Below are 23787 nucleotides of genomic sequence, written 5' to 3' on the forward strand. Positions count from 1 at the left end.
ATGAAGCTCGCCGTCTGGACCTATGAGGGACCGCCCCATGTGGGCGCCATGCGCGTCGCAACGGCGATGGAGGGCCTGCACTACGTCCTCCACGCGCCCCAGGGCGACACCTATGCGGACCTGCTCTTCACGATGATCGAGCGGCGCGACCGCCGCCCGCCCGTCACCTACACGACCTTCCAGGCCCGCGACCTCGGCGGCGACACCGCCGAACTCTTCAAGACCGCCGCGCGCGAGGCGGTCGAGCGCTTCCGGCCCCAGGCCCTCCTCGTCGGCGCCTCCTGCACCGCCGAGCTCATCCAGGACGATCCCGGCGGCCTCGCACGCGCTCTCGGCCTGCCGATCCCCGTGATCGCCGTGGAGCTTCCCTCCTACCAGAAGAAGGAGAACTGGGGCGCCGCCGAGACCTTCTACCAGCTCGTCCGCGCCATGGCCGGCCCCAGCGTCCCGCCGCCCGGCACCGCCCGCGCGCCGCGCGCCCCCCACCAGCCGCCCCGCTGCAACATCCTCGGTCCCACGGCCCTGGGCTTCCGCCACCGGGACGACCTCCGCGAGGTCCGCGCCCTTCTCGCCCGCATGGGCGTCGAGGTTCTCGTCACGGCCCCGGAGGGCGCCGCCCCTGCCGATCTCGCCCGCCTCGGCGAGGCCGACTTCAACGTCGTCCTCTACCCGGAAACAGCGGGGCTGGCCGCCGCCTGGCTGTCGCGCAGCTTCGCCCAGCCCGCAACAAGGGTCGTTCCCATCGGGGTCGGCGCCACGCGGGACTTCATCGCGGAAGTCGCCGCGCTCGCCGGCATCGACGCGGCGCCGCTGCTGGACCGGGAATCCTCGCGCCTCCCGTGGTACTCGCGCTCCGTCGACTCGACCTATCTCACGGGCAAGCGGGTCTTCATCTTCGGTGACGCCACCCACGCCATCGCGGCCGGCCGCATCGCGGCGGAGGAGCTCGGCCTCGAGGTTGTCTGCCTGGGCACCTATTCCTGCGAGTTCGCCCGCGACATCCGCGATGCGGCCGCGCGGCTGGGCTGCGCGGCGCTGGTCACCGATGACTACCTCGAGGTGGAAGCCAAGGTCGCGGACCTCCGCCCCGAACTCGTCCTGGGCACGCAGATGGAGCGCCACGTCGCGAAGAAGCACGGCATTCCCTGCGCCGTCATCTCCGCGCCCGTCCACGTGCAGGATTTTCCCGCCCGCTTCTCGCCGCAGATGGGCTTCGAGGGCGCGAACGTCATCTTCGACACCTGGGTCCACCCGCTCATGATGGGCCTGGAGGAACACCTCGTCGCGATGTTCCGCGACGACTTCGAATTCAACGACACCGCTCCCTCGCATCTCGGCCACGCGGCGACGCCGCGCGCGACGGTCGCGCCGGATGCCGTCGCCTGGGCCGCCGGCGCCGAGCGCGAGCTGCAGCGGATCCCCTTCTTCGTGCGCGGAAAGGCCCGGCGCAACACCGAGGCCTTCGCGCGTGAACGTGGCCTGTCCAGCATCACGGTGGAGGCGCTCTATGACGCGAAGGCCCATTATGCCCGCTAGCGCCATCCCCATCCGGGTCGTCGTCGTGACGATGGACAGCCACCTGGCGGGCGCCGCCGCCGCGGCCCAGGCGGGCCTGCACCGCGAGCTGCCGGGCCTCCGCCTCGACGTCCATTCCGCCGATGAATGGGCGGAAGACCCCGCGGCCCTCGCCCTCTGCACCGGCGACATCGCCCGCGCCGACATCGTGGTCGCCACCATGCTCTTCATGGAGGACCACATCCGCCCCGTCCTCCCCGCCCTCGCCGCGCGGCACGACCAGTGCGACGCCATGCTCTGCATGCTCTCCGCCGGCGAGGTCATGCGCCTGACCCGCCTCGGCCGCTTCAGCATGAGCGGTGAGGCGCACGGCCCCCTGGCCCTGCTCAGGCGCCTGCGCGGCGGCAAGGGCAGGGGGGGCGGTGTTTCCTCCGGCCAGAAGCAGATGCGGATGCTGCGCGAGCTGCCGCGCCTGCTCCGCTTCATCCCCGGCGCCGCGCAGGATGTCCGCGCCTACTTCCTCGCGTTGCAATACTGGCTCGCCGGCTCCGAGGAGAACCTGGCCAGCCTGCTCCGGATGCTGGTGCAGCGCTACGCCGCCGGCCCGCGCGCCCTGCCGGCCAACACGCTGCGCGCCGCGCCTCCGATCCACTACCCCGAGGTCGGCCTTTACCACCCCCGCGCCCTTCGCCGCATCACGGAGCGCGCGCAGGATCTTCCGGCAGCCGGTGCCGCCGGCACCGTGGGCCTGCTCATCATGCGCGCCTATGCCCTCGCCGGAAACGCCGCCCACTATGACGGCGTGATCGAGGCGCTCGAAGCGCGCGGCCTCCGGGTCATCCCCGCCTTCGCGAGCGGGCTGGACCAGCGCCCGGCGATCGACCGCTTTTTCCGCCGCAACGGCACCGCCTGCGTCGATGCCGTCGTCTCGCTCACCGGCTTCTCCCTTGTGGGCGGCCCGGCCTACAACGATGCCCGCGCGGCCGAGGAAGCGCTCGCCTCGCTCGACGTCCCCTATCTCGCCGCCCACCCCCTCGAGTTCCAGACCATCGAGCAGTGGAGCGGCGATGCGCGGGGCCTCACTCCGGTGGAAGCCACGATGATGGTCGCCATCCCGGAACTGGACGGCGCCACCGGCCCGATGACCTTCGGCGGCCGCTCCTCCGCGGCGCCCGGCAACGGCCGCCGCGACATGGCGGCGCATCCGGAACGCGCCGCGACGCTGGCCGCCCGCGTCCTGAAGCTGGTCACGCTCCGCCGCAGCGCCCGCGCCGGGCGCCGCGTCGGCATCGTGCTCTTCAATTTCCCGCCCAATGCCGGCAGCGTCGGCACCGCCGCCTATCTTTCGGTCTTCGCCTCCCTGCACAACACGCTGCGTGCGATGAAGCAGGCCGGCTACGACGTCGCCCTTCCCGAAACCCCCGCGGATCTCCGCCACGCCATCCTCGATGGCAACGCGGCCCGGCACGGCACCCTCGCCAACGTCGCCGCGAAGATCCCCGCGGACGCGCATGTCCGCCGCGAGCCCCACCTGGCGGAGATCGAGCGCCAGTGGGGCCCGGCGCCCGGGCGCCACAACAGCGATGGCGCCAACCTCCTCGTCCTCGGGGCGCATTTCGGCAACGTCTTCGTCGGCGTCCAGCCCGCCTTCGGCTACGAGGGCGATCCGATGCGCCTGCTCTTCGAGCAAGGCTTCGCCCCCACCCACGCCTTCTCTGCCTTCTACCGCTGGCTGCGCGAGGACTTCCGCGCCGACGCCGTGCTCCATTTCGGCACACACGGCGCGCTCGAGTTCATGCCGGGCAAGCAGGCCGGCCTGTCCGCCGCCTGCTGGCCCGACCGTCTGATCGGCGACCTGCCCAACGTCTATCTCTACGCCTCCAACAATCCTTCCGAGGGCGCGCTGGCCAAGCGCCGCGCCAATGCCACCCTGGTCAGCCACCTGACCCCGCCCGTCGCCAGCGCCGGCCTTTACCGTGGCCTGCTGGACCTCAAGGCCTCGCTCGACCGCTGGCGCAGCCTTGGACCGGACACCTGCGGCCGCACCGATCTCGGCGCTCTCATCCAGGCCCAGGCCGCGGCCGTGGACCTCGTGCCGGCCGAGCCCGCTTGGCAGGCGGATGCGGTGGACGCGGAGATCCTGCAACTCGGCGCCGCCCTGCTGGAGCTCGAATACACGCTCATCCCGCACGGCCTGCACATCGTTGGCCAGCCGCCCGATGCCGGACAGCGCTCCGCGACGCTCGACGCGGCTGGCGTGACCGACCCCGGGCGACGGGCCGCGCTCGACGCGCTTCTCGCCATCGACCACGAAACGCCCGCCCTCATCCGCGCCCTGGACGGCCGCTACATCCGCCCTGCCCCCGGAGGCGACCTCCTTCGCACGCCGGAGGTCCTTCCCACGGGGCGCAACCTGCACGGCTTCGACCCTTTCCGCCTGCCCAGCGCCTTCGCCGTTCAGGACGGTGCCCGCCAGGCCGAGCGCCTGTTGGCCCGCCACCTCGCCGAGCGCGGCACCCTGCCCGAGACCATCGCCGTTGTTCTCTGGGGCACTGACAACCTCAAGACGGAGGGTGGCCCCATCGCCCAGGCGCTGTGGCTCATGGGCGCCGAACCCCGCCACGACAGCTACGGCCGCCTCTGCGGCGCGAGCCTTGTTCCGTTGGAGAGGCTGGGCCGCCCCCGCATCGACGTGGTGGTCACCCTGTCCGGCATCTTCCGCGATCTGCTCCCGCTGCAAACCCGCCTGCTGGCCGAGGCCGCGCTGCTGGCGGCGATGGCCGATGAACCCCCCGGGCTCAACCATGTCCGCGCCCATGCCCTCGCCTTTGTCGCGGTGAACGGTGGCACGATGGAAGGCGCCGCGCTCCGCGTCTTCGGCAACGCGGAAGGCGCTTATGGCGCCAACGTGAACCACCTGCTGGAGAATGGCGGATGGGAGGGCGAAGACGAGCTCGCCGACACGTATCTCCGCCGCAAGGGCTTCGCCTATGGCGTCGACGGCCGCGCGAAGCCGGCCGGCACCGTTCTCGGCCACGCTCTCTCCAGTGTCGAGGCCACCTATCAGAACCTCGACTCCGTGGAGCTCGGCATCACCACGGTGGACCATTACTTCGACACGCTCGGCGGCATCAGCCGCGCCGTCAGCCGCGCCCGTGGCCAGGACGCGGACGTCTACATCGGCGACCAGACGCGCGGGGAAGGCTCGGTGCGCACGATCTCGGAGCAGGTCGCGATCGAGAGCCGAACCCGCACGCTGAACCCCAAGTGGTACGAGGCCATGCTCGCCCATGGTGCGGAGGGCGTACGCCACATCGAGGCCCAGGTGACCAACACCATGGGCTGGTCGGCGACCACCGGCGCGGTTGCCCCCTGGGTGTACCAGCACGCCGCGCAGACCTTCATGCTGGACCCGGAAATGCGCGAGCGCCTGGCGGCGCTGAACCCCGCCGCGTCGTCCCGCATCGCGAACCGCCTGATCGAGGCGCATGAGCGGCGATACTGGCAACCCAGCCCCGATGTGATCGAGCGCCTCCGCCAGGCCGGCGAGCAGCTCGAGGACCGGATCGAGGGCATCGGCGCGGAGCTGGCGGCATGAGCGAAGCGCCCACGATCACCCGGACCAGCCACATCCGTGGCGCCTTGCCACGCCCGGACGGGGAGGGGAGCGTGCAGGTGAAGCCCGACCCCGCGCTGCGCATCGGCAACGCGAAGGTCTTCGCCGTCTACGGCAAGGGCGGCATCGGGAAGAGCACCACCTCCTCCAACCTTTCGGTCGCCTTCTCCAAGCTCGGCAAGCGCGTGCTCCAGATCGGCTGCGACCCCAAGCACGACAGCACCTTCACCCTGACCAAGTGCCTGGTGCCCACCGTGATCGACGTGTTGGAGACGGTGGAGTTCCATTCCGAGGAGCTGCGCGCCGAGGACTTCGTCTTCCCCGGCTACAACGGCGTCATGTGCGTCGAGGCCGGCGGCCCGCCCGCCGGCACGGGATGCGGCGGCTATGTCGTCGGCCAGACCGTCAAGCTGCTGAAGGAGCACCACCTGCTGGAGGACACGGACGTCGTGATCTTCGACGTCCTCGGCGACGTCGTCTGCGGCGGCTTCGCGGCTCCCCTCCAGCATGCCGACCGCGCGCTGATCGTCACGGCGAACGACTTCGACAGCATCTTCGCCATGAACCGCATTGTCGCGGCCATCCTGGCCAAGTCCAGGAACTACCCGGTGCGGATGGGCGGCGTGATCGTCAACCGCAGCGAGGGCCGGGAACAGGTGGACCGCTTCAACGGCCGCGTCGGCCTCGACGTTCTCGCCCATTTCCCCGACCTCGACGATATCCGCCGCTCCCGCCTCAAGAAGGCCACCCTGTTCGAGATGGACGACACCCCCGCGCTTGCCACGGTGAAGGAGGAATACCTCCGCCTCGCCGCCCGCCTCTGGGCCGGCGCCGATGGGCCGGGCGTGGCGCCGACGCCGCTCAGGGACCGGGACATCTTCGACCTGCTGGGCTTCGACTGATGAGCGACACCACCTACAGCCGTCGCCGCGGCGAACTCGAGACCTACTTCGACCGCACGGCCGTCCAGGCCTGGATGCGCCTGACCTCGGATGCTCCCGTTGGCCGCATCCGCGCCACGGTCCGTGCGGGGCGGGACGCCATGCGCGCCCATCTCCTTTCGCTGCTGCCGGTGAACCTTCTCGGGGCGCGCATTCTCGATGCCGGCTGTGGCACCGGGGCACTCGCCCTCGAGGCCGCCGCGCGCGGCGCGACCGTGGTCGCGACCGACCTCTCCCCCACCCTCGTCGGCCTCGCGCGGGAACGCGCCGCCGGCATGCCCGGAGCCACCCGGGTTGCCTTCCATGTGGGCGACATGCTCTCGGCCGATCTCGGCGCGTTCGACCACGTCGTCGCCATGGACAGCCTGATCCATTACCACGCCGCCGACGCGGTCCGCGCGCTCGCCGCCTTCGCGCCGCGCACCGGGCGATCCATCCTCTTCACCTTCGCGCCCTGGAACCCGGCTCTCGCGGTCATGCACGCCGCCGGGCGCCTCTTTCCCCGCGCGGACCGCGCGCCGGCGGTGGAGCCGGTGCGCGAGGCAACCCTCCGCCGCCGCATCGGCGGCGAAGCCGCGCTGGCGGGCTGGCAGCCCGGTTCTGGCCGCCGCGTCAGCACGGGCTTCTACATCTCCCAGGCCATGGAGCTGCGGCGGTGAGCCGCCTCGCGCAGGCCTGGATGCGACTTGGCCCGGGGCTGCTGCCCTTCGCCGACGCCACGACCGCCGAGCTTCCGCTCGGCCGCCTACTCCGGCTTTCCCTGTTCCAGGTCACGGTCGGCATGTCGGCGGTGCTCATGATCGGCACGCTGAACCGGGTGATGATCGTGGAGCTGGGCGTCGCCGCCGGCCTCGTCGCGGCCATGGTCGCGCTTCCGCTGGTCTTCGCCCCGCTTCGCGCGCTGATCGGCTTCCGCTCGGACCATCACCGCTCCGCGCTGGGCTGGCGCCGGGTTCCCTATCTCTGGATGGGCACGCTGCTGCAGTTCGGCGGCCTTTCCATCATGCCCTTCGCCCTCATCCTCCTGTCCGGCGACACGGACGGGCCCGCCTGGATCGGCCAGCTCGCCGCCGCCGCTGCCTTCCTCCTGGTGGGGGCCGGCCTGCACACGGTGCAGACCGTGGGCCTCGCGCTCGCCGCCGACCTCGCTCCGCCCCGCGCCCTGCCGCACGTGGCCGCGCTGCTCTCGGTCATGCTGATGCTGGGCATGGTTGGCGCGGCGCTGGGGCTCGGCGCCGCGCTGCGCGACTTTTCCCAGATCCGCCTGATCCAGGTGATCCAGGGCACGGCGCTGGCCACCATGGTGCTCAACTGCATCGCCCTTTGGCGGCAGGAGAGCCGTGTTCCCGGTGGACGCCGCGGCGACACGCCAGGCTTCCGCGAGAGCTGGCGCGCCCTGCGCACGCAAGGTCCCTGGACGCGCCGGCTCGTGGCCACCGGCCTCGGCACGGCCGCCTTCTCCATGCAGGACATCCTGCTTGAACCCTATGGCGCCGAAATCCTCGGCCTGTCCGTTTCCTCCACCACCCTGCTGACGGCGCTGGTCGCCGGTGCCGGGATCCTCGGTTTCGTGCTGGCCGCGCGCGCCATCGGCCGGGGGGTGGAGGCGCACCGGGTCGCCGCATCCGGGTTGCTGGCGGGCATCGTCGCCTTCACCGCCGTGATCGCCGCCGCGCCCGCTGCCTCCGCCGCCGTCTTCGCGGGCGGCGTCGCCCTGATCGGCTTCGGCGGCGGCCTCTTTGCCCACGCCACGCTCACCGCCTGCATGCAGCTCGCGCCGGCCGGGCAGGCCGGCCTGGCCCTTGGCGCCTGGGGCGCGGCCCAGGCCACGGCCGCGGGCTTCGCCATCGCCCTCGGCGGCCTGCTGCGGGACCTCCTCATGCGCCCGGCCACGGCCGGCGCCCTGGGCGAGGCCCTGGCCAGCCCCGCCACGCCCTACGGCGCCGTCTACCTGATCGAGATCGCGCTGCTCTTCGCCACCCTCGCCGCCCTCGGTCCCCTGGCGCAGCACGCCGCCGGGGCCGCACGGCGCGCGGCAACCAGCACCGGGCTCGGCACCGCCGCGCCCGGCCAGGCCTGAACGGAAGGGAACCCCATGCCCACCGCCGCCTTCACCAGCACCTTCGATGTCGCGGAGCTGGTGCTCTACGCCTTTTTCCCCTTCTTCGCGGGGCTCGTCGTCTGGCTCCGCCGCGAGGACAAGAGGGACGGCTACCCGCTCGTCTCCGACCGCAGCCCGCATGTGAAGGTCCAGGGCTGGCCCTCCATCCCCAGCCCCAAGGTCTTCATCCTGCCCCATGTCGGGCCCGAGATCGTGCCGCGCACGGAGCGCGACCTCACGGGCATCATGGAACCCGCCGCGCGCTGGCCGGGCGCGCCGATGGAGCCGCTGGGCGACCCCATGCGCGACGGCGTCGGCCCCGCCTCCTACGCCCAGCGCGCGGAGGAACCCGACCTCACCTTCGACCAGATGCTGCCCAAGATCGTGCCGCTTCGCGCCGCGCCGGGTTACTACCTCGCTCCCGAAGACCCGGACCCCCGCGGCATGGAGGTCTTCACCGCCGACGGCGTCATGGCCGGCGTGGTGAACGAGGCTTGGGTGGACCGCTCCGAAACCTTCGTCCGCTACCTCGAGGTCACCGTCGCCGCCCCCCGCGAATGGCCCGTCGTGCCGCCCGTGGCCGACCGCGCGGAACTCGTGCCCACCATGCCCATCGCCCCCGGCGCGGGCGGCCAGCCCGCCACCCCGAAGGCCGTGCCGATCGAGGACGCGCTGAGCACCGGCTCCCGCCGCGTGCTGGTCCCCATGCAGCTCGTCCGCATCGATCCCGAGCGCCGCCGCATCCGCATCAAGTCCGTCCTCTCGCACCACCTAGCCGCCGCGCCCGGCATCGCGAGCCCCGACGTGATCACGCTCCGCGAGGAGGACCGCATCTCCGGCTACTTCGCCGGCGGCCACATCTACGCCACCCCCGGCCGCTTCGGACCCGTGCTGTGAGGCCCGCCGCGATCCGCCCGGAGGTCCGGGAACACGAGGGCGAGCCCATCCCCGGCCTGCCCGAGGCCCTGCCCCCCGGCGAAACCATCCTCTGGCAGGGAGCGCCGGACTGGCGCCTCCTGGCCCGCCGTGCCTTTCACCTGCGGGGCCTCGCGGCCTATTTCGCCGTCCTTGCCGCCTTCCGCGCGGGCACCACGCTCTCGGAGGGCGCGGGCATCGTCTCGGCTTTCGGCGGCGGCTCCCTCACGCTCCTGATCGGCGCGGCGCCGATCGCGATCCTCGCCGCCGTCGCCGTGCTTTCGGCGCGCTCCACCCTTTACACCCTCACGGACCGCCGCTTGGTGATGCGCGTCGGGATCGCCCTTCCGATGACGCTGAACATCCCCTTCGACGTCGTGGCCAGCGCGGGCGCGAAGATCCAACCGAACGGCGCGGGAGACATCATGCTCTCGGTGCTGCCGCCACACCGCATCTCCTGGGTGGCGCTCTGGCCGCACGCGCGGCCCTGGCGCTTCGCCCGGCCCGAGCCGATGCTCCGCTCGGTCCCCGATGCCCGCGCGGCCGCCACCCTGTTGTCGCGCGCCCTGGCCGCGCAGGCCGCCCAGCCCGTCCCCTCCCTTGCCGCCGCGGGAGCCACGAAGGCGGGTTCCGCCGGCCCCGCCGTGGCGGCGGCCTGAGGCGGCCATGGCACAGCGCGCCTCCCTCCACGGCCCCTTCATCGGCCTCGTGCTGCTGCTCGGCCTCACCATGGCAGGCGCCGCTACGGCGCGCCTCTGGTCCGTGCCCGACCCCGCGCCGCGGACGCCCGTCGCCATGGCCCGCGACCTCCTGTTCACCGACCGGGACGACGGCGCGGTGGCCGTGCACGATCCCGCGGGCGCGCTGGTCGCGATCCTGCCGCCCGGCACGAACGGCTTCGTCCGCGGGGCGCTGCGGGGCCTCGCGCGGGAGCGCCGGCGGGGGGACGCCCCCATCGCCGCGCCCTTCCACCTCACCGAATACATCGACGGGCGCCTGACCCTGGAGGACGCCGCCACGGGCCGGCGGCTGGACCTGCGGGCCTTCGGCGCCACCAATGCAGGGGCTTTCGCGCGGCTCCTGACCGCCCGGGAGGACCAGCCATGAGCAACGACGCCCCGCCTCTCCTCTGGCGCCTGTCGGGCTCGCGCAGCATCGAGGTGCCCTGCACCGTCGAGATCGAGCGCAGCTTCAACAGCCTGCACGCCCACGCCATCCCCGAGGGCGTGGAGCTGCGCCCCGGCGACCGCGTGGTGGTGCACGGCGCGCCCTCCTCCATCCCGGACGGCATGGTGGCCACCCTGCGCTGCCGCGCCACCGTCCACCGTGCCGGCTGGGCCGAGCGCAACTGGACGATGGCCGCGGCCCTGTTCGAGCTGACCGAGCTTTACCACTGCGGCTTCGAAGCGAAGGAGCATGCCCCGTGAACGCCGTGACGCAGAACCAGGCCGCCCGCTCCCTGAACGGGACCACCCGGGAGGCCGTGAAGGACACCGTCCTCGCGCCCCGCTTCTACACCACCGACTTCGCCGCGATGGACCGCATCGACGTGGAGCCGGTGCGGGCACAATGGGACGCGCTGATGGAGGAGTTCCGGCGCGACCCCAACAAGGGCCACTTCACCCGCAACGAGGCCTTCGACAGCTTCCGCATGGAGGCGCTGCCGCCCGGTCTGCAGAAGGAGCTGCTGGACTTCCTCGTCAGCTCCGTCACCGCCGAGTTCTCGGGATGCGTGCTCTACGCGGAGATCAGGAAGCGCGTCACCAACCCAGACATGAAGGCGCTGTTCGGCTACATGAGCCGGGACGAGGCCCGCCATGCCGGCTTCATCAACGACACGCTGAAGGATCTCGGCGTCGGCGTGGACCTCGGCTTCCTGACGCGGGCGAAGAAGTACCACTACTTCACGCCGAAGTTCATCTTCTACGCCACCTACCTTTCCGAGAAGATCGGCTACGCCCGCTACATCACCATCTTCCGCCAGTTCGAGCGCCACCCGGAGCTTCGCTTCCACCCGATCTTCCTGTGGTTCGAGAAATGGTGCAACGACGAGTTCCGCCACGGCGAGGCCTTCGCGCTGCTGGTGCGCGCCAACCCCCACTTGGTCGCCGGCCGCAACAGGCACTGGGCGCGCTTCTTCCAGCTCGCGGTGTTCGCCACGATGTACGTGCGCGACCATGCCCGCCCCGCCTTCCACCAGGCGCTCGGCATGACGCCCGCCGAATACGACATGACGGTGTTCCGCATCACCGAGGAGATCTGCCGCCAGATCTTCCCGGACACGCTGGACGTGGAGCACCCCGGGTTCCTCGCCGGGCTGGAGCGCCTCCGCCGGATCAGCGACCGCATCGGCATCGCCAAGGCGCAGCCCGGCCTCCTCGGCAAGGCGCGTCGCGCGGGCCTCTCCGCCGCCGCGGCCGCCGCCTTCGCGCGCCTCTACCTGCGCAAGCCCCGGCGCGGGACGCCGGCCGCCGACGTCCGGCTCTCCCCCGCCTGGTAGCCATGGCCGAGCACCTCCTCCCCGCGGCGCTGGCGCTGTTCCTGTGGTGGTTCACCACGGGCGCGATCCTCTACCTCGACGGCATGCGCCGCGAGACCTTCCGCGTGACGCTGGTCGCCGCCACCGCCGTGCTGGCGCTCTCGGCCTGGAGCCTGCACGCGACGGCGCGGGACGCCACACCCGCCGGCGCCGTGCTGGCCTTCTGCGGCGGGCTGCTGGCCTGGGGCTGGCTGGAGCTGACCTTCCTCACCGGCTTCCTTACGGGGCCGGAGCGCCGGCCCTGCCCGGCGGGGCTGCGCGGCTGGCCGCGCTTCCGCCGCGCCACCCTCGCCCTGCTGCACCACGAGGTCGCGATCCTTCTGGTCGCCGCCGGTTCCGCGGCGCTCACCTGGGACGCTCCCAACCAGGTCGGCCCCGCCACCGTGGCGGTGCTCTGGGGCATGCGGGTCAGCGCGAAGCTCAACCTCTTCCTCGGCGTGCGCAACCGCAACGCCGAGTTCCTGCCGGACCACATGCGCTATCTCGGCAGCTATTTCGGCGCTGCATCCTCCAACGCGCTGCTCCCGGTTTCGCTGATCGCCGCCACCGCCACGGCGACGCTGCTGCTGGCGCAGGCCTTCGCGCCGGGCGCCGACCCCTTCCGCGCCACCGCCTGCACGCTGCTCGGCACCTTGGCCGCGCTGGGAGCGCTGGAACACCTGCTGATGGTGGTGCCCCTCCCGGCCACGGCCCTCTGGGGCTGGGGCTTCCGCTCCCGCGCCTGGAGCACGGAGCTGGAGGGAAGCTGCGACCCGAGCGGGTTGGAGCGGCTGCTGCAGGCCGTGGCCCACGGCAGCTTCGGCCGCGTGGACCGCCTGCAGGGCGAGGCCCGCGCGGGCAACGGATGGGTGCGCTTCGACGTCGCCGGCGGCCGGCCCAGCCTGGCCGCCATGGCGCCGCGCGACGACGGCGCGCAACGGGTCTTCGCGGTGGGGCGGGTGGACGGGGCGCGCCTGCGCGCGGCCTTCGAGGCCTGCACCGCCGCGTAGGAACAACAACGCGGCGAAGAGGGCCGCAGGTGAGAAGGGTAGGGGACGCACATGGACCACGAGAGCTTCTTCCGCCGCCAGATCGACGGGCTCCGCCGCGAGGGCCGCTACCGCGTCTTCGCGGACCTCGAGCGCCGCGCCGGACGCTTCCCCTCCGCCGCCCACCACCACGACGGCACGCAATCCGACGTCACGGTCTGGTGCTCCAACGATTATCTCGGCATGGGCCAGCACCCGGTGGTGATCGGCGCGATGCACGCGGCGCTCGACGCCTGCGGGGCAGGGGCGGGCGGCACGCGCAACATCGCCGGCACCAACCACAACCACGTCATGCTGGAACGCGAGCTCGCCGCCCTGCACGGCACCGAATCCGCGCTGCTGTTCAACTCCGGGTTCATGTCCAATTGGGCCTCGCTCTCCACCCTGGCCGGGCGGATGCCGGGCTGCGTGGTGCTGTCCGACGCGCTGAACCACGCCTCCATGATCGAGGGCATCCGCCACAGCCGCGCCGAGGTGCAGATCTTCGCGCACAACGACCCCAAGGATCTCGCCCGCCGTCTTGCCGCGATCGACCCGTCCCGGCCGAAGCTCATCGCCTTCGAATCCGTCTACTCCATGGACGGCGACATCGCCCCCATCGCCGAGATCTGCGACGTGGCCGACGAGTTCGGCGCCATGACCTATCTCGACGAGGTCCACGCCGTCGGCCTCTACGGCCCGACCGGCGGCGGCATCGCCGAACGGGAGGAACTGTCGCACCGCTTGACGGTGATCGAGGGCACGCTCGCCAAGGCCTTCGGCACCATGGGCGGCTACATCGCCGGCTCCGCCGCCATGTGCGACTTCGTGCGCTCCTTCGCCTCCGGCTTCATCTTCACGACGTCGCTCCCCCCGCACGTCGCGGCCGGCGCGCTGGCCAGCATCCGCCACCTCCGCGCCAGCGGCGCCGAGCGCGCGCGCATGCACGACCGCGTCGCCCGTCTCCGCGCCGGTCTGGACCGGGCGGGCGTGCCGCACCTGCCGAATCCCAGCCACATCGTGCCCGTGATGGTCGGCGATCCCGTCGCCTGCAAGCGCATCAGCGACGTGCTGCTGGAGGACCACGGCATCTACGTCCAGCCCATCAACTACCCCACCGTGCCGCGCGGCACGGAGCGCCTGCGCCTCACGCCCTCGCCGCTCCACGCCGACGCCGACATCGACCACCTCGTGGGCGCGCTCGCCGGGATCTGGGGCGCCTTCAGCCTGCGGCGCGCCGCGTGATGGACGGCTTCGCCGAGCGCCTTCCCAAGGGGCGCCCCCGCCGGGCGCGCCCGCCCCCACCGGCGACGCCGCCCGCGCGCGCCGTGTTCCCCTTCTCCGCGATCGTGGGCCAGGACGAGCTGCGGGACGCCCTGCTGCTCTCCGCCGTCGATCCCGGCATCGGCGGCGTCCTCGCCCTCGGGGACCGCGGCACCGGCAAGTCCACCGCCGTGCGCGCGCTCGCCGCCCTGCTGCCGCCCATGATGGCGGTGGCGGGCTGCCCCTACCACTGCGACCCCGCCCGCCCCGCCGCCCTCTGCGCCGCCTGCCGGGCGGGCGCCATCCGCGCCGTCACCGTCGCCGTCCCCGTGGTGGACCTCCCCCTCGGCGCCACGGAGGACCGCGTGGTGGGCGCGCTCGACATCGAGCGGGCGCTGGCCAGCGGCGTGAAGGCCTTCGAGCCCGGCCTGCTCGCCCGCGCCCATCGCGGCTTCCTCTACGTGGACGAGGTGAACCTGCTGGAGGACCACATCGTGGACCTCCTGCTGGACGTCGCTGCCTCCGGCGAGAACGTGGTGGAACGGGAAGGCATCAGCATCCGCCACCCCGCCCGGTTCGTTCTCGTCGGCAGCGGCAATCCCGAGGAAGGCGACCTCCGCCCGCAGCTGCTGGACCGCTTCGGGCTGGCCGTGGAGGTCCGCACCCCCACAGACCTCCGCGCCCGGGTCGAGGTCGTCAAGCGCCGCGACGCCTTCGACCGCGACCCCGAGGGGATCGCCGCCGCCTGGGGCGCCGAGGAGGCCGCGCTCCGCGCCCGCATCGTCGCCGCGCGCGCCCGGCTGGAGGGCACGGCCGTCCCCGACGCCGCCATCGAGGACGCCGCCCGCCTCTGCATCGCCCTCGGCACCGACGGCCTCCGCGGCGAACTCACCCTCATCCGTGCCGCCCGCGCCCTGGCCGCGCTGGAGGCCGAGCCAGGGGTCACGCGCGCGCATCTCCGCCGCATGGCCCCCGCCGCCCTCCGCCACCGCCTGCGCCGCAACGCGCTGGACGAGGCGGTGGCGACCACCCGCGTGGAGCGCGCGATGGAGGAGGTGTTCGGCGCGTGAACGATCCCGCCGCCTCGGCCGAAGCCCCTTCCTGGGCGGATGCCGCCCTGGCCGCCTGCCTGCTCGCCGTGGACCCGGCCGGCCTGGGCGGCGCCTGGCTGCGCGCCCGGCCCGGGCCCCTGCGCGACCGCTGGCTCGCCATCCTGCGCGAACGCCTCCCGCCCGAACTCCCCCTGCGCCGCCTCCCGGCCAATGCCCCCGACAGCCGCGTCCTCGGCGGTTTGGACCTCGGCGCCACCCTGCTTGCCGGCCGCCCGGTGGTGGAGCGCGGCGTGCTCGCCGAATGCGACGGCGGCATCGTCGTGCTCGCCATGGTTGAGCGGCTGGAGCCGGGCGCCGCCGCCCGCATCGCCGCCGTGCTCGACACCGGCGCCGTGGCGCTGGAACGCGACGGCCTCGCCCGCCGGCTGCCCGCCCGCATCGGCGCCGTGGCGCTGGACGAGGGCCTGGCGGACGAACGCCCTCCCGCCGCCCTCACCGAGCGCCTCGCCCTTCCCGTCGCGCTGGAGGGCATCGCCGGCCCGCTGGACGACCCGCCGCATAGCCCCGCCGCGATCGCCGCCGCCCGTGCCCTGCTGCCGCATGTGCGCGCCGCCGCCGTCGTGGCCGAGGCCCTCTGCAAGGCCGCCGCCCAGCTCGGCATCGCCTCCCTCCGCCCGCCGCTCATGGCGCTCCGCGCCGCCCGCGCCCTGGCCGCGCTGGGGGGGCGCGAGGATGTCACCGCCGCCGATGCCACGATGGCGGCCGCCCTCGTGCTCGCCCCCCGCGCGCTCCCCACCGCCGAGGCCACGCCGCCTGAGCCCGCCCCGGAGCAGGACGGCGCGGAACCGCAGGACGCCATCGGGGAGGAGAACGAGGCCACCGGCGCCCTGGCTGAATCCGTCGTCGCCGCGGCCCGCGCCGCCATTCCGCCCGGCCTTCTCGCGGCCATGCCCTTCGCCGCCGCCTCCCGCGGCCCCGGTGCCGCCGGGCGCAGCGGCCAGCCCCGCCGCGCCGCCCGCCGCGGCCAGCCCATCGGCACCGCCCCCGGCGAGCTTCGCCCGGGCGCGCGCATCAGCCTGGTGGAAACCCTCCGGGCCGCCGCCCCCTGGCAGGCGCTCCGCCGCCGCACCTCGGACGTGCCCGGCCTCCTGCTGAGAAAGGAGGACCTGCGCCTCACCCGCTTCCGCCAGCGCACGGAAACCACCGCCATCTTCGCCGTGGACGCCTCCGGCTCCTCCGCCCTGCACCGCCTCGCGGAGGCCAAGGGCGCGGTGGAGCTGCTGCTGGCCGATTGCTACGCCCGGCGCGACCGCGTGGCGGTGATCGCCTTCCGCGGCACCGCCGCCACCCTGCTGCTGCCGCCCACCACCTCGCTCACCCGCGCCAGGCGGGGACTGGCCGGCCTTCCCGGCGGCGGCCCCACCCCGGTGGCCTCGGGCATCGACGCCGCCGTGGCTCTCGCCGCCTCCGAGCGCCGCGCCGGCCGCACCCCGCTGGTCGTTCTGCTGACCGACGGCCAGGCCAACATCGCCCGCGACGGAACCGCCGGCCGCGCGCGCGCGACGGAGGACGCCACGGCCGCCGCCCGGGGCCTCCGCGCCCTCGGCATCGCCGCCCTTCTCGTGGACACCGCGCCGCGCCCCCAGCCCGTCGCCGCCCGCCTCGCCGAGGGAATGGGTGCCCGCTACGTCCCGCTTCCCCATGCGGGCGCCGCCGCGCTGTCCGGCACGGTGCGCGCCGCCAGGGGGCAGACCCGGTGAGCGACCGCCCCGCCTGGGAGAAGGAGGGCCGCGACTGGCCCAACCGCGCGAGCAGCCGCTTCGTGTCCGCCGCCGGGCTGCGCTGGCACGTCCAGGTGATGGGGCAGGGGCCGGTGGTCCTGCTGCTCCACGGCACCGCCGCCGCCACCCATTCCTGGCGCGACCTCATGCCCGCGCTGGCCCGCCACTTCACCGTGGTCGCGCCCGACCTTCCCGGGCACGGCTTCACCGCCCCCCCCAGCCCGCAGGGCCTCACCCTGGCCGGCATGGCCGCCGCCATCCGCGCCCTGCTGGACACGCTGGGCCTGCGCCCGGAGGTGGTCGCCGCCCATTCCGCGGGCGCCGCCGTGGCCCTCCGCCTCGTGCTGGACGGCGCCATCGCCCCCCGCCTCGTGGTCGCCCTGAACGGCGCCCTTTCCCCCATGGGCCGGGAGAACGCCGACTTCTTCACCCGCACCGCCCGCCTGCTGGCCGGCCTGCCCTTCGTGCCGCAGCTCTTCGCCTGGGGCGCGGGCAACCGCAACGTCGCCTCCCGCCTGCTGCGCGACACCGGCTCCGCCATCTCCGCCGAAGGGGTGGAGTTCTACGCCAGCCTGCTCCGCAAGCCATCGCACCTCGCCTCGGCGCTGGGCATGATGGCGTCCTGGGATCTGCGCCCCCTCCTGCGCGACCTGCCCGGCCTCAAGGCCCGGCTCGTCCTGGTGGTCGGCGCCAACGACCGCGCCATCCCGCCGTCGGAGGCCGAGCGCGTGCGCGCCGTGCTTCCCGCCGCCCGCATCATCACCATGCCCGGCCTCGGCCACCTCGCCCACGAGGAAAGCCCGGAGGAAACCGCCCGGCTGATCCTGGACCTCGCGGAGGGTGGCCGTGCAGCCGCCTGACGCCCTTCTCCTGCCGCCCGCGCACCCGCAGCGCCTCGCCCTGAACGACGAGGCCCATGCGCGCCCTTCCGCCCCGCTCTCGGCGCCGCTCGACATCTCCTACATCGCCCTCCTCGGCGAGCAGGACGCGCGGGACGGCGTCCTCGCCGCGATCCGCGACCTCGCCCGGTCGTCCGGCGCCCCGCCGCCGGAGGAGGGCGCGGACCACTACGCCGGGGATTTCGGCCGCTTTCACCTGCGCTGGGAACGCCACACGGAGTTCTCCCGCCTCGCGGTCTCCGTCCGCGCCCGGCCGGAGGCCCCGGCCTTCGAGCGGCATGCCGCGACGGCCCTTCCGCCGGGCTGGCTGCCCGCCCTTCCGGGTCAACTCCTCGTCGCCGTCCACCTTGCCCTCCGCCGCGCGGGGGAGGCCGCTGACGGCGGAGCCGGGGCGGGCGTCGCGGAGACCGTCCTCGCCGCGCGCCATTTCCCGGGCAGTGAGGCCATCGGCGGCCATGTGCTGGAAGGCCGCGGCGCCGCCTTCACGGACTTCCGCATCGGGCCTGACGGCTTTTCCCGCGTGCTGTTGCTGGACCATGCCATGACCGCCGCCCAGGCCGGCCGCACCGCTCAGCGCCTGCTGGAGATCGAGACCTACCGCCTGCTCGCCCTTCTCGCCTTTCCGCTGGCGCGCAACCTCGCCCCCTTCCTCCACGCGCGGGAGCGGGAACTGGCCGGGATCGCCGCCATCCTCGGCCACGCGCGCCCGCAGGACGAGGCCGCGCTGCTCGGCCGCCTCACCGCGCTTGCCGCCGCGATCGAGGCGGAGGAGGCGGCGCACCTGCACCGCTTCAGCGCCTCCGCTGCCTATTACGACCTGATCCGCCGCCGCATCGCCGAGCTGCGCGAGCGCCGGATCGAGGGCTTCGCCACCTTCGACGAATTCGTCGAACGGCGCCTCGCGCCCGCCATGGCCACCTGCGCCTCCGTCACGGCGCGGCACGAGGCGCTGTCCCGCCGCGTCGCGCGCGCGACCCAGCTTCTGTCCACCCGCGTGGAACTGACACGGGAAGAACAGTCCCTCGCCGTCCTGGCCTCCATGGATCGCCGCGCGCGCATGCAGCTCCGCCTCCAGCAGACGGTGGAGGGCCTCTCGGTCGCGGCGATCACCTACTACGTCGTGGGCCTGATCGGGCAGGTCGCGAACGGGCTGGGCCCGGCGCGCCTGGGCCTGTCGCCCGCGGCGGTGACGGCGGCGGCCGTGCCCGTGGTCGCGCTGCTCGTCGCCTGGGGCCTGCACCGCTCCCGCCGCCACATCACGCTCGGGCGGGGCAGGGCCGATGCCTGAGCAAGAGGAAAGGGCGCCCGCATGGACGCGTTGACGGACCTCGCGCCGGCGGCCCTGCGCCCGGGACGGCCGCATGCCGTCGTCATCGGTGCCGGCCTCGGCGGCCTCGCGGCCGCCATCCGCCTCGGCGCCCGCGGCTACCGCGTGACGGTGCTGGAGCGGCTGGAAGCCCCGGGCGGGCGCGCCTTCACCCACCACCAGGACGGCTTCACCTTTGACGCCGGTCCCACCATCGTCACCGCCCCCTTCCTGCTGGAGGAACTCTGGCAACTCTGCGGCAGGCGGATGGCCGACAGCATCGACCTCCGCCCCGTCTCCCCCTTCTACCGCATCCGCTTCCACGACGGCGAAACCTTCGACTACTCCGGCGACCGCGCCGCCATGCGCGCCGAGGTGTCGCGCCTTTGCCCGTCCGACCTCGGCGGCTTCGACCGCTTCATGGCCCACAGCGCCGAGGCCTGCCGCATCGGCTTCGAGCAACTGGGCCATCTTCCCTTCGGCCGCGTGTCCGACATGCTGCGCGTTGCCCCGGCGCTGCTCCGCCTCGGCGGCCTCGGCAGCGTCCACCGCCTCGCCGCCCGCTTCTTCCGCGACGAACGGCTCCGCACCGTCTTTTCCTTTCACCCGCTCCTGATCGGCGGCAATCCCTTCACCGCCAGCGGCCTCTACGCGCTGATCCCCGCACTGGAGCAGCGCTGGGGGGTGCATTGGCCCATGGGCGGCATGGGGCGCGTCGTGGAAGGCCTGGCCAGCCTCATCGAGGGCCAGGGCGGCACGCTCCGCTGCGGCGCAGAGGTGTCGCGGATCACGCTGGAACAGGGCCGCGCCACCGGCGTGCGCCTGCGCAGCGGGGAGCATATCCGCGCCAGCATCGTCGTCTCCAACGCCGACGCCACCTTCACCTACCGCCACCTGTTGCCGGAGGGCGCGGAGCCGCGCTGGTCCCACCGACGGGCCGGGCGCGCCCGGCAGTCCATGGGCCTCTTCGTCTGGTACTTCGGCACGCGCCGCCGTTTCCCGGCGGTGGGCCACCACACCATCCTGCTCGGCCCGCGCTACCGCGGCCTGCTGCGCGACATCTTTGCCCGCAAGGTGCTGTCGGAGGATTTCAGCCTCTACCTGCACCGCCCCGGCGCCAGCGACCCTTCCATGGCGCCGCCGGGCCACGACAGCTTCTACGTCCTTTCCCCCGTTCCGAACCTTTCCGGCGGCACCGACTGGGAAAAGGAGGCGGAGCCCTATCGCCGCGCCGTCGCGAGGCGTCTTTCCGAAACGGTCCTGCCGGGCTTCGAACGCGAGATCGTCACCTCCCGCGTCGCGACCCCGCTCGATTTCCAGTCACGGCTCCTGGCGACGCAAGGCTCGGGCTTCGGCCTCGAACCGGTGCTCTGGCAAAGCGCCTGGTTCCGCCCGCACAACCGCAGCGGCGGCGTGCCCAACCTCTTCCTCGTCGGCGCCGGCACGCATCCCGGCGCGGGCGTCCCCGGCGTGCTCTCCTCCGCCCGCGTCCTCGACACGGTGGTGCCCCATGCCGACGCGCTGGTCTGACGATTCCGCCGCGGCGCGCGCGGACCTCGCCGCCTGCCGCGAGCTGCTGCGCCACGGCTCGCGTTCCTTCCACGCGGCCTCCCTGCTGCTGCCCGCCCGCGTGCGCCTTCCCGCCTCAGCGCTCTATGCCTTCTGCCGCAGCGCCGACGATGCCGTGGACATCGGCGATGCCAGGGCAGGCCTTGCCCGCACGCGGGAACGCCTGGCCTTCGCCTATGCCGGCACGCCTCTGCCGCATCCGGTGGACCGGGCCTTCGCCCGCACCATCGCCCGCCACGCCATTCCGCGCGCCCTGCCGGAGGCCCTGGTCGAGGGGCTCGCCTGGGACGCCGAGGGGCGCCGCTTCGAGGACCTGCCCGCGCTCCGCGCCTATGCCGCCCGCGTGGCGGGCTCCGTCGGCGCCATGATGTCGCTGGTGATGGGCGCGCGCGGCGCCGAGGCCCTGGCCCGCGCCTGCGATCTCGGCGCGGCCATGCAACTGACCAACATCGCCCGCGACGTTGGCGAGGACGCCGCGGCCGGCCGCCTCTACCTCCCCCTTTCCTGGATGCGCGAAGCCGGGATCGATCCCGAGGACTGGCTCGCGCGGCCCGTGCCCGGCGAAGCCCTGCGCGGCGTCATCCGCCGGCTGCTGGACGAGGCCACGATCCTCTACGCGCGCGGGCGCCAGGGCGTCGCGCTGCTGCCACCGGGCTGCCGCCCCGCCATCGCCGCGGCAGCCGCCGTTTATGCCGAGATCGGGCGGGAGGTGGAACGCCATGGCCATGACAGCGTCACCATCCGCGCCGTGGTGCGCGGCCGCCGGAAGATGGCGCTCGTCGCAGCCAGCCTGGGCGCCGGTTTGCCCGCAAAGGCCTCTCGCCCGGCGCAGAACGGCCCCGAGGCGCTTCCCGAGATGCGCTTCCTGGTGGAGGCCGCGCAGAACAGCGCCGTCGCCGCGGCGCCGGCGCGCCCGTGCGGCGCGGCTTGGTGGGACCTCCGTGCCCGGCTGCTCTGGCTGCTTGACCTGTTCGAGCGCCTCGACCGGCGCGACCGTGGCCTGCGGCAGGCCTGGCCGCCCGGTGGCGCAAGGCCGGGATGGTCGCGCGATGCCGTGCGCTGAGGAAAGGGAAGGGGCCTGGCGGCGGATCGGGCAGGAGGACAGGCCATGCGGCACGTGATGGGCGTGGTCCTGCTGGCGGCGGCGGCCTGTTTCTTCTGGTCGGCCCTGGAACGGCGCCGGCGGGCGGCCGAGGCGGCCAGGGCGGGGCAGCAACCGCCGCCCCTTCATCCCTCCCTCGTCCTCATGGCCGATCTCGGCCCCTCGGTCGTCGTCTTCGGCCTGGCCGTGGCGGGTGGGCAGGTGGCGCTGGCCTTCTGGCTGACCGGCGGCGGGGGCGTGTTCTCCCTGCTCGACCTCGCGGGCTTTGTCGCGCTGCTTGTTGCCTACGGCACCTGGGTGAAGGCAAAGGGCAGGTACCGCTTGCCCGACAGCGCCAGCATCCGCGGGGTGCCCGTGAATTCCCCGGCACAGCCGGCCCGCGAAGGGCAACCGCACCGGCCGGCCGGCGGTTTAGATCGTTAACCCTGGCGCGGAGGCGCATCCGATGGGCTCGTCGAACAACCTCATCTTCTGGCTGTTTGCCTTCACGCTGCTTGCGGCGCTGGCGGTGGGCCTCTGGCAGTGGCGCGCGATCAAGCGAAGCCGCGCCGCGCGCGGCGAGCACGGGCATGTCAGCCATCCACCGCCGGACTCCGACACGCCGCGCAACACACCGCCCTGACAACGCGAGAACGGGGGGAGACGGGGATCGCAGTCCTCGTCTCCCCATCCTGTCGGATCAGGCCACGACCTTGCGGTAAAGATGCCAGGTCGCGTGTCCGAGCACGGGCATGACAATGGCCAGCCCGACAAAGAGCGGGATGGATCCCGCGAACAGCAGCACGGCGACCACGAAGCCCCACAGCGCCATCGGGCCGGGGTTCGCGGCGACGGCGCGCACCGAGGTGCGGATCGCCGAGACCGGCCCCACGTCGCGTTCCAGCAGCAGCGGGAGGGACACCACGCTGACGGCCAGCGCCACCACGGCGAAGACGAACCCCGCGAGGTTGCCCATGAGCATCAGCCGCCTGCCCTCGGGCGTTCCGGTGGCCAGCCGCCAGAGATCCGACAACGAACCGGGCTGCGCCGGGCCGATGGTGGTCTGGTAGATCCAGTGCGCCGTCGCGATCCAGGCCACGAACAGCGCGAGCAGCACGATGCCGACCCCGATGATCGAGCCGATCCCGGCGGAACGGAACACGTCGAAGCCGTTCGCCCAATGGACGGGAAGTCCCCGCTCGCGCCGCCGGCTCATTTCGTAGATGCCGAGGGCGGCGAGCGGCCCGAGCAGCGCGAAGCCGGCGGTCAACGGCCATATCAGCGACAGCATGTCGCCACCCGCGGCCGCGAAGCCGAGCACAAGCCCGAACACCGGGTAGATGATCGCGAGAAAGATAAGCTGCGTCGGGAACTCGAGGAAATCGCGCCAGCCCTGCGCGAGGGAATCCCAGACATCCGACATGCCGATCTGGCGCACCCTTGGCTCGGCCTCGGCGTGGATCTGGGTAACGGGTGTCGAAAACTGGACCATGGTCGTGCCATCCTGCGGCCGCATCTGCGTCGGCCTTGTCGCGGCGATCCCGAGGCACGGCCCTTGGCTGGCCGCCATCGGAACCTGACGCTATCGCAACTGGCAGGGTGCGGCGGGTTTTCGTAGGCGTGTCACGCAAGCGTGTAAGGAGGCGGGGTTGGAACACGCCGGGCTGATCGAGGTGGGGCTGATCTTCGGCCTGGTGATCGCGCTCTGCCTGTGGGAGCTGTGGTCGCTCCACCGGGACCGGCGCGCCAGCCGCCGGGAACAGTCGGGCCGTCCCGCACGCAACGCCCCGGCCCGGCCCGACGTTCCCACGCCACCGGCCTTGCAGCCGCACAAACCCCGGGAGGTCTCATGTCCGACGCCAACGCAGGCACGCCGTCCGGCGACAAGGGCACCGAACGCTTGAATCCCGGCGACGACGCCCCGCCCGGCACGCCCGGAACCGGCGAGAACGTCTGCCCGGAGTGCCAGGGCAGCGGCAGGATGTCGGGCGCGGAGTGCCCGAGCTGTGGCGGAACCGGCATCGTCATCGAGGGCATCGCCGGCGGCTGATGGCGGCGTCGCCCTCGCCCCTCTCGATCACGCCGGGCCTGACCGCCAGATCCTGACGGGACGTCGGCTCTGGCAGCCGCCGGGCCACCCCTCGGGGCTGGATTTCTGCCGAGCGGCGATATCGGGTTACGCTCCCGCGCCGTGAAGCGCCC

22 protein-coding genes are annotated in these 23787 nt (G+C 73.3%); 21 read left to right on the top strand and 1 reads right to left on the bottom strand.

Annotated features, from left to right (window positions below; translation table 11 throughout):
• The 20 genes from bchB to ACFFIC_RS28475 are packed head-to-tail and all read left to right on the top strand — an operon-like array spanning position 1 to position 22228.
• A complete protein-coding gene (gene bchB, locus ACFFIC_RS28380; RefSeq protein ID WP_377056800.1) occupies positions 1-1536 on the top strand; it encodes a ferredoxin:protochlorophyllide reductase (ATP-dependent) subunit B in 1536 nt (511 codons plus the stop codon).
• Positions 1526-5113, top strand: coding sequence for a magnesium chelatase subunit H (locus tag ACFFIC_RS28385; protein ID WP_377056801.1), 3588 nt, complete (start codon positions 1526-1528; stop codon positions 5111-5113). The genes bchB and ACFFIC_RS28385 overlap by 11 nt, the downstream gene beginning before the upstream one ends.
• Positions 5110-6033 carry a ferredoxin:protochlorophyllide reductase (ATP-dependent) iron-sulfur ATP-binding protein gene (gene bchL, locus ACFFIC_RS28390; protein ID WP_377056802.1) on the top strand — a complete coding sequence of 308 codons (924 nt, stop codon included), beginning with the start codon at positions 5110-5112 and terminating at the stop codon, positions 6031-6033. Before ACFFIC_RS28385 ends, bchL begins: the two co-directional genes overlap by 4 nt.
• On the top strand, positions 6033-6731 hold the full coding sequence (bchM, locus tag ACFFIC_RS28395) for a magnesium protoporphyrin IX methyltransferase (protein WP_377056803.1): 699 nt from the start codon (positions 6033-6035) through the stop codon (positions 6729-6731). Before bchL ends, bchM begins: the two co-directional genes overlap by 1 nt.
• Positions 6728-8152, top strand: coding sequence for a BCD family MFS transporter (locus ACFFIC_RS28400; RefSeq protein WP_377056804.1), 1425 nt, complete (start codon positions 6728-6730; stop codon positions 8150-8152). The genes bchM and ACFFIC_RS28400 overlap by 4 nt, the downstream gene beginning before the upstream one ends.
• 15 nt (positions 8153-8167) lie before the next feature.
• Entirely contained in the window at positions 8168-9070 is a 903-nt protein-coding gene (gene puhA / locus ACFFIC_RS28405; protein WP_377056805.1) for a photosynthetic reaction center subunit H, read from the top strand.
• Positions 9067-9747 (top strand): photosynthetic complex putative assembly protein PuhB, encoded by a 681-nt coding sequence (gene puhB / locus ACFFIC_RS28410; RefSeq protein ID WP_377056806.1) that lies wholly within the window; start codon positions 9067-9069, stop codon positions 9745-9747. The genes puhA and puhB overlap by 4 nt, the downstream gene beginning before the upstream one ends.
• 7 nt (positions 9748-9754) lie before the next feature.
• Positions 9755-10195, top strand: coding sequence for a photosynthetic complex assembly protein PuhC (puhC, locus tag ACFFIC_RS28415; RefSeq protein ID WP_377056808.1), 441 nt, complete (start codon positions 9755-9757; stop codon positions 10193-10195).
• Entirely contained in the window at positions 10192-10515 is a 324-nt protein-coding gene (locus ACFFIC_RS28420; protein ID WP_377056810.1) for a hypothetical protein, read from the top strand. The genes puhC and ACFFIC_RS28420 overlap by 4 nt, the downstream gene beginning before the upstream one ends.
• A complete protein-coding gene (gene acsF, locus ACFFIC_RS28425) occupies positions 10512-11588 on the top strand; it encodes a magnesium-protoporphyrin IX monomethyl ester (oxidative) cyclase (RefSeq protein WP_377056812.1) in 1077 nt (358 codons plus the stop codon). Before ACFFIC_RS28420 ends, acsF begins: the two co-directional genes overlap by 4 nt.
• Positions 11589-11590: 2 nt before the next feature.
• Positions 11591-12616: a putative photosynthetic complex assembly protein PuhE gene (puhE, locus tag ACFFIC_RS28430; RefSeq protein ID WP_377056814.1), complete on the top strand. Its 1026-nt coding sequence runs from the start codon at positions 11591-11593 to the stop codon at positions 12614-12616.
• A gap of 51 nt (positions 12617-12667) precedes the next feature.
• On the top strand, positions 12668-13879 hold the full coding sequence (gene hemA / locus ACFFIC_RS28435) for a 5-aminolevulinate synthase (protein ID WP_377056816.1): 1212 nt from the start codon (positions 12668-12670) through the stop codon (positions 13877-13879).
• Positions 13879-14967, top strand: coding sequence for a magnesium chelatase ATPase subunit I (gene bchI, locus ACFFIC_RS28440; RefSeq protein WP_377056818.1), 1089 nt, complete (start codon positions 13879-13881; stop codon positions 14965-14967). The genes hemA and bchI overlap by 1 nt, the downstream gene beginning before the upstream one ends.
• Positions 14964-16709 carry a magnesium chelatase subunit D gene (locus ACFFIC_RS28445; protein WP_377056820.1) on the top strand — a complete coding sequence of 582 codons (1746 nt, stop codon included), beginning with the start codon at positions 14964-14966 and terminating at the stop codon, positions 16707-16709. The genes bchI and ACFFIC_RS28445 overlap by 4 nt, the downstream gene beginning before the upstream one ends.
• A complete protein-coding gene (gene bchO / locus ACFFIC_RS28450) occupies positions 16706-17590 on the top strand; it encodes an alpha/beta fold hydrolase BchO (RefSeq protein ID WP_377056822.1) in 885 nt (294 codons plus the stop codon). Before ACFFIC_RS28445 ends, bchO begins: the two co-directional genes overlap by 4 nt.
• A complete protein-coding gene (locus ACFFIC_RS28455; RefSeq protein WP_377056824.1) occupies positions 17577-18917 on the top strand; it encodes a DUF3422 family protein in 1341 nt (446 codons plus the stop codon). The genes bchO and ACFFIC_RS28455 overlap by 14 nt, the downstream gene beginning before the upstream one ends.
• Positions 18918-18938: 21 nt before the next feature.
• Positions 18939-20465 carry a phytoene desaturase family protein gene (gene crtI / locus ACFFIC_RS28460; protein ID WP_377056826.1) on the top strand — a complete coding sequence of 509 codons (1527 nt, stop codon included), beginning with the start codon at positions 18939-18941 and terminating at the stop codon, positions 20463-20465.
• The gene (locus tag ACFFIC_RS28465) at positions 20446-21567 is read left to right on the top strand and encodes a phytoene/squalene synthase family protein (RefSeq protein WP_377056828.1); all 1122 of its coding nucleotides are present in this window, start codon (positions 20446-20448) and stop codon (positions 21565-21567) included. Before crtI ends, ACFFIC_RS28465 begins: the two co-directional genes overlap by 20 nt.
• 45 nt (positions 21568-21612) lie before the next feature.
• Entirely contained in the window at positions 21613-22029 is a 417-nt protein-coding gene (locus ACFFIC_RS28470) for a hypothetical protein (RefSeq protein WP_377056830.1), read from the top strand.
• 22 nt (positions 22030-22051) lie between these two features.
• The gene (locus tag ACFFIC_RS28475; protein ID WP_377056832.1) at positions 22052-22228 is read left to right on the top strand and encodes a hypothetical protein; all 177 of its coding nucleotides are present in this window, start codon (positions 22052-22054) and stop codon (positions 22226-22228) included.
• Between the two features lie 57 nt (positions 22229-22285).
• On the opposite strand, the gene ACFFIC_RS28480 is transcribed toward ACFFIC_RS28475, so the two are convergent.
• Positions 22286-23077, bottom strand: a complete 792-nt coding sequence (locus ACFFIC_RS28480; protein WP_377056834.1) for a DUF2189 domain-containing protein — start codon at positions 23075-23077, stop codon at positions 22286-22288.
• 357 nt (positions 23078-23434) lie between these two features.
• Here ACFFIC_RS28480 and ACFFIC_RS28485 point away from each other — a divergent pair, with 357 nt between their 5' ends.
• On the top strand, positions 23435-23635 hold the full coding sequence (locus ACFFIC_RS28485; protein ID WP_377056836.1) for a hypothetical protein: 201 nt from the start codon (positions 23435-23437) through the stop codon (positions 23633-23635).
• Positions 23636-23787: the final 152 nt, after the last annotated feature.

Source organism: Muricoccus vinaceus (genome assembly GCF_042433125.1).
Taxonomy (GTDB): Bacteria; Pseudomonadota; Alphaproteobacteria; order Acetobacterales; family Acetobacteraceae; genus Roseomonas; species Roseomonas vinacea.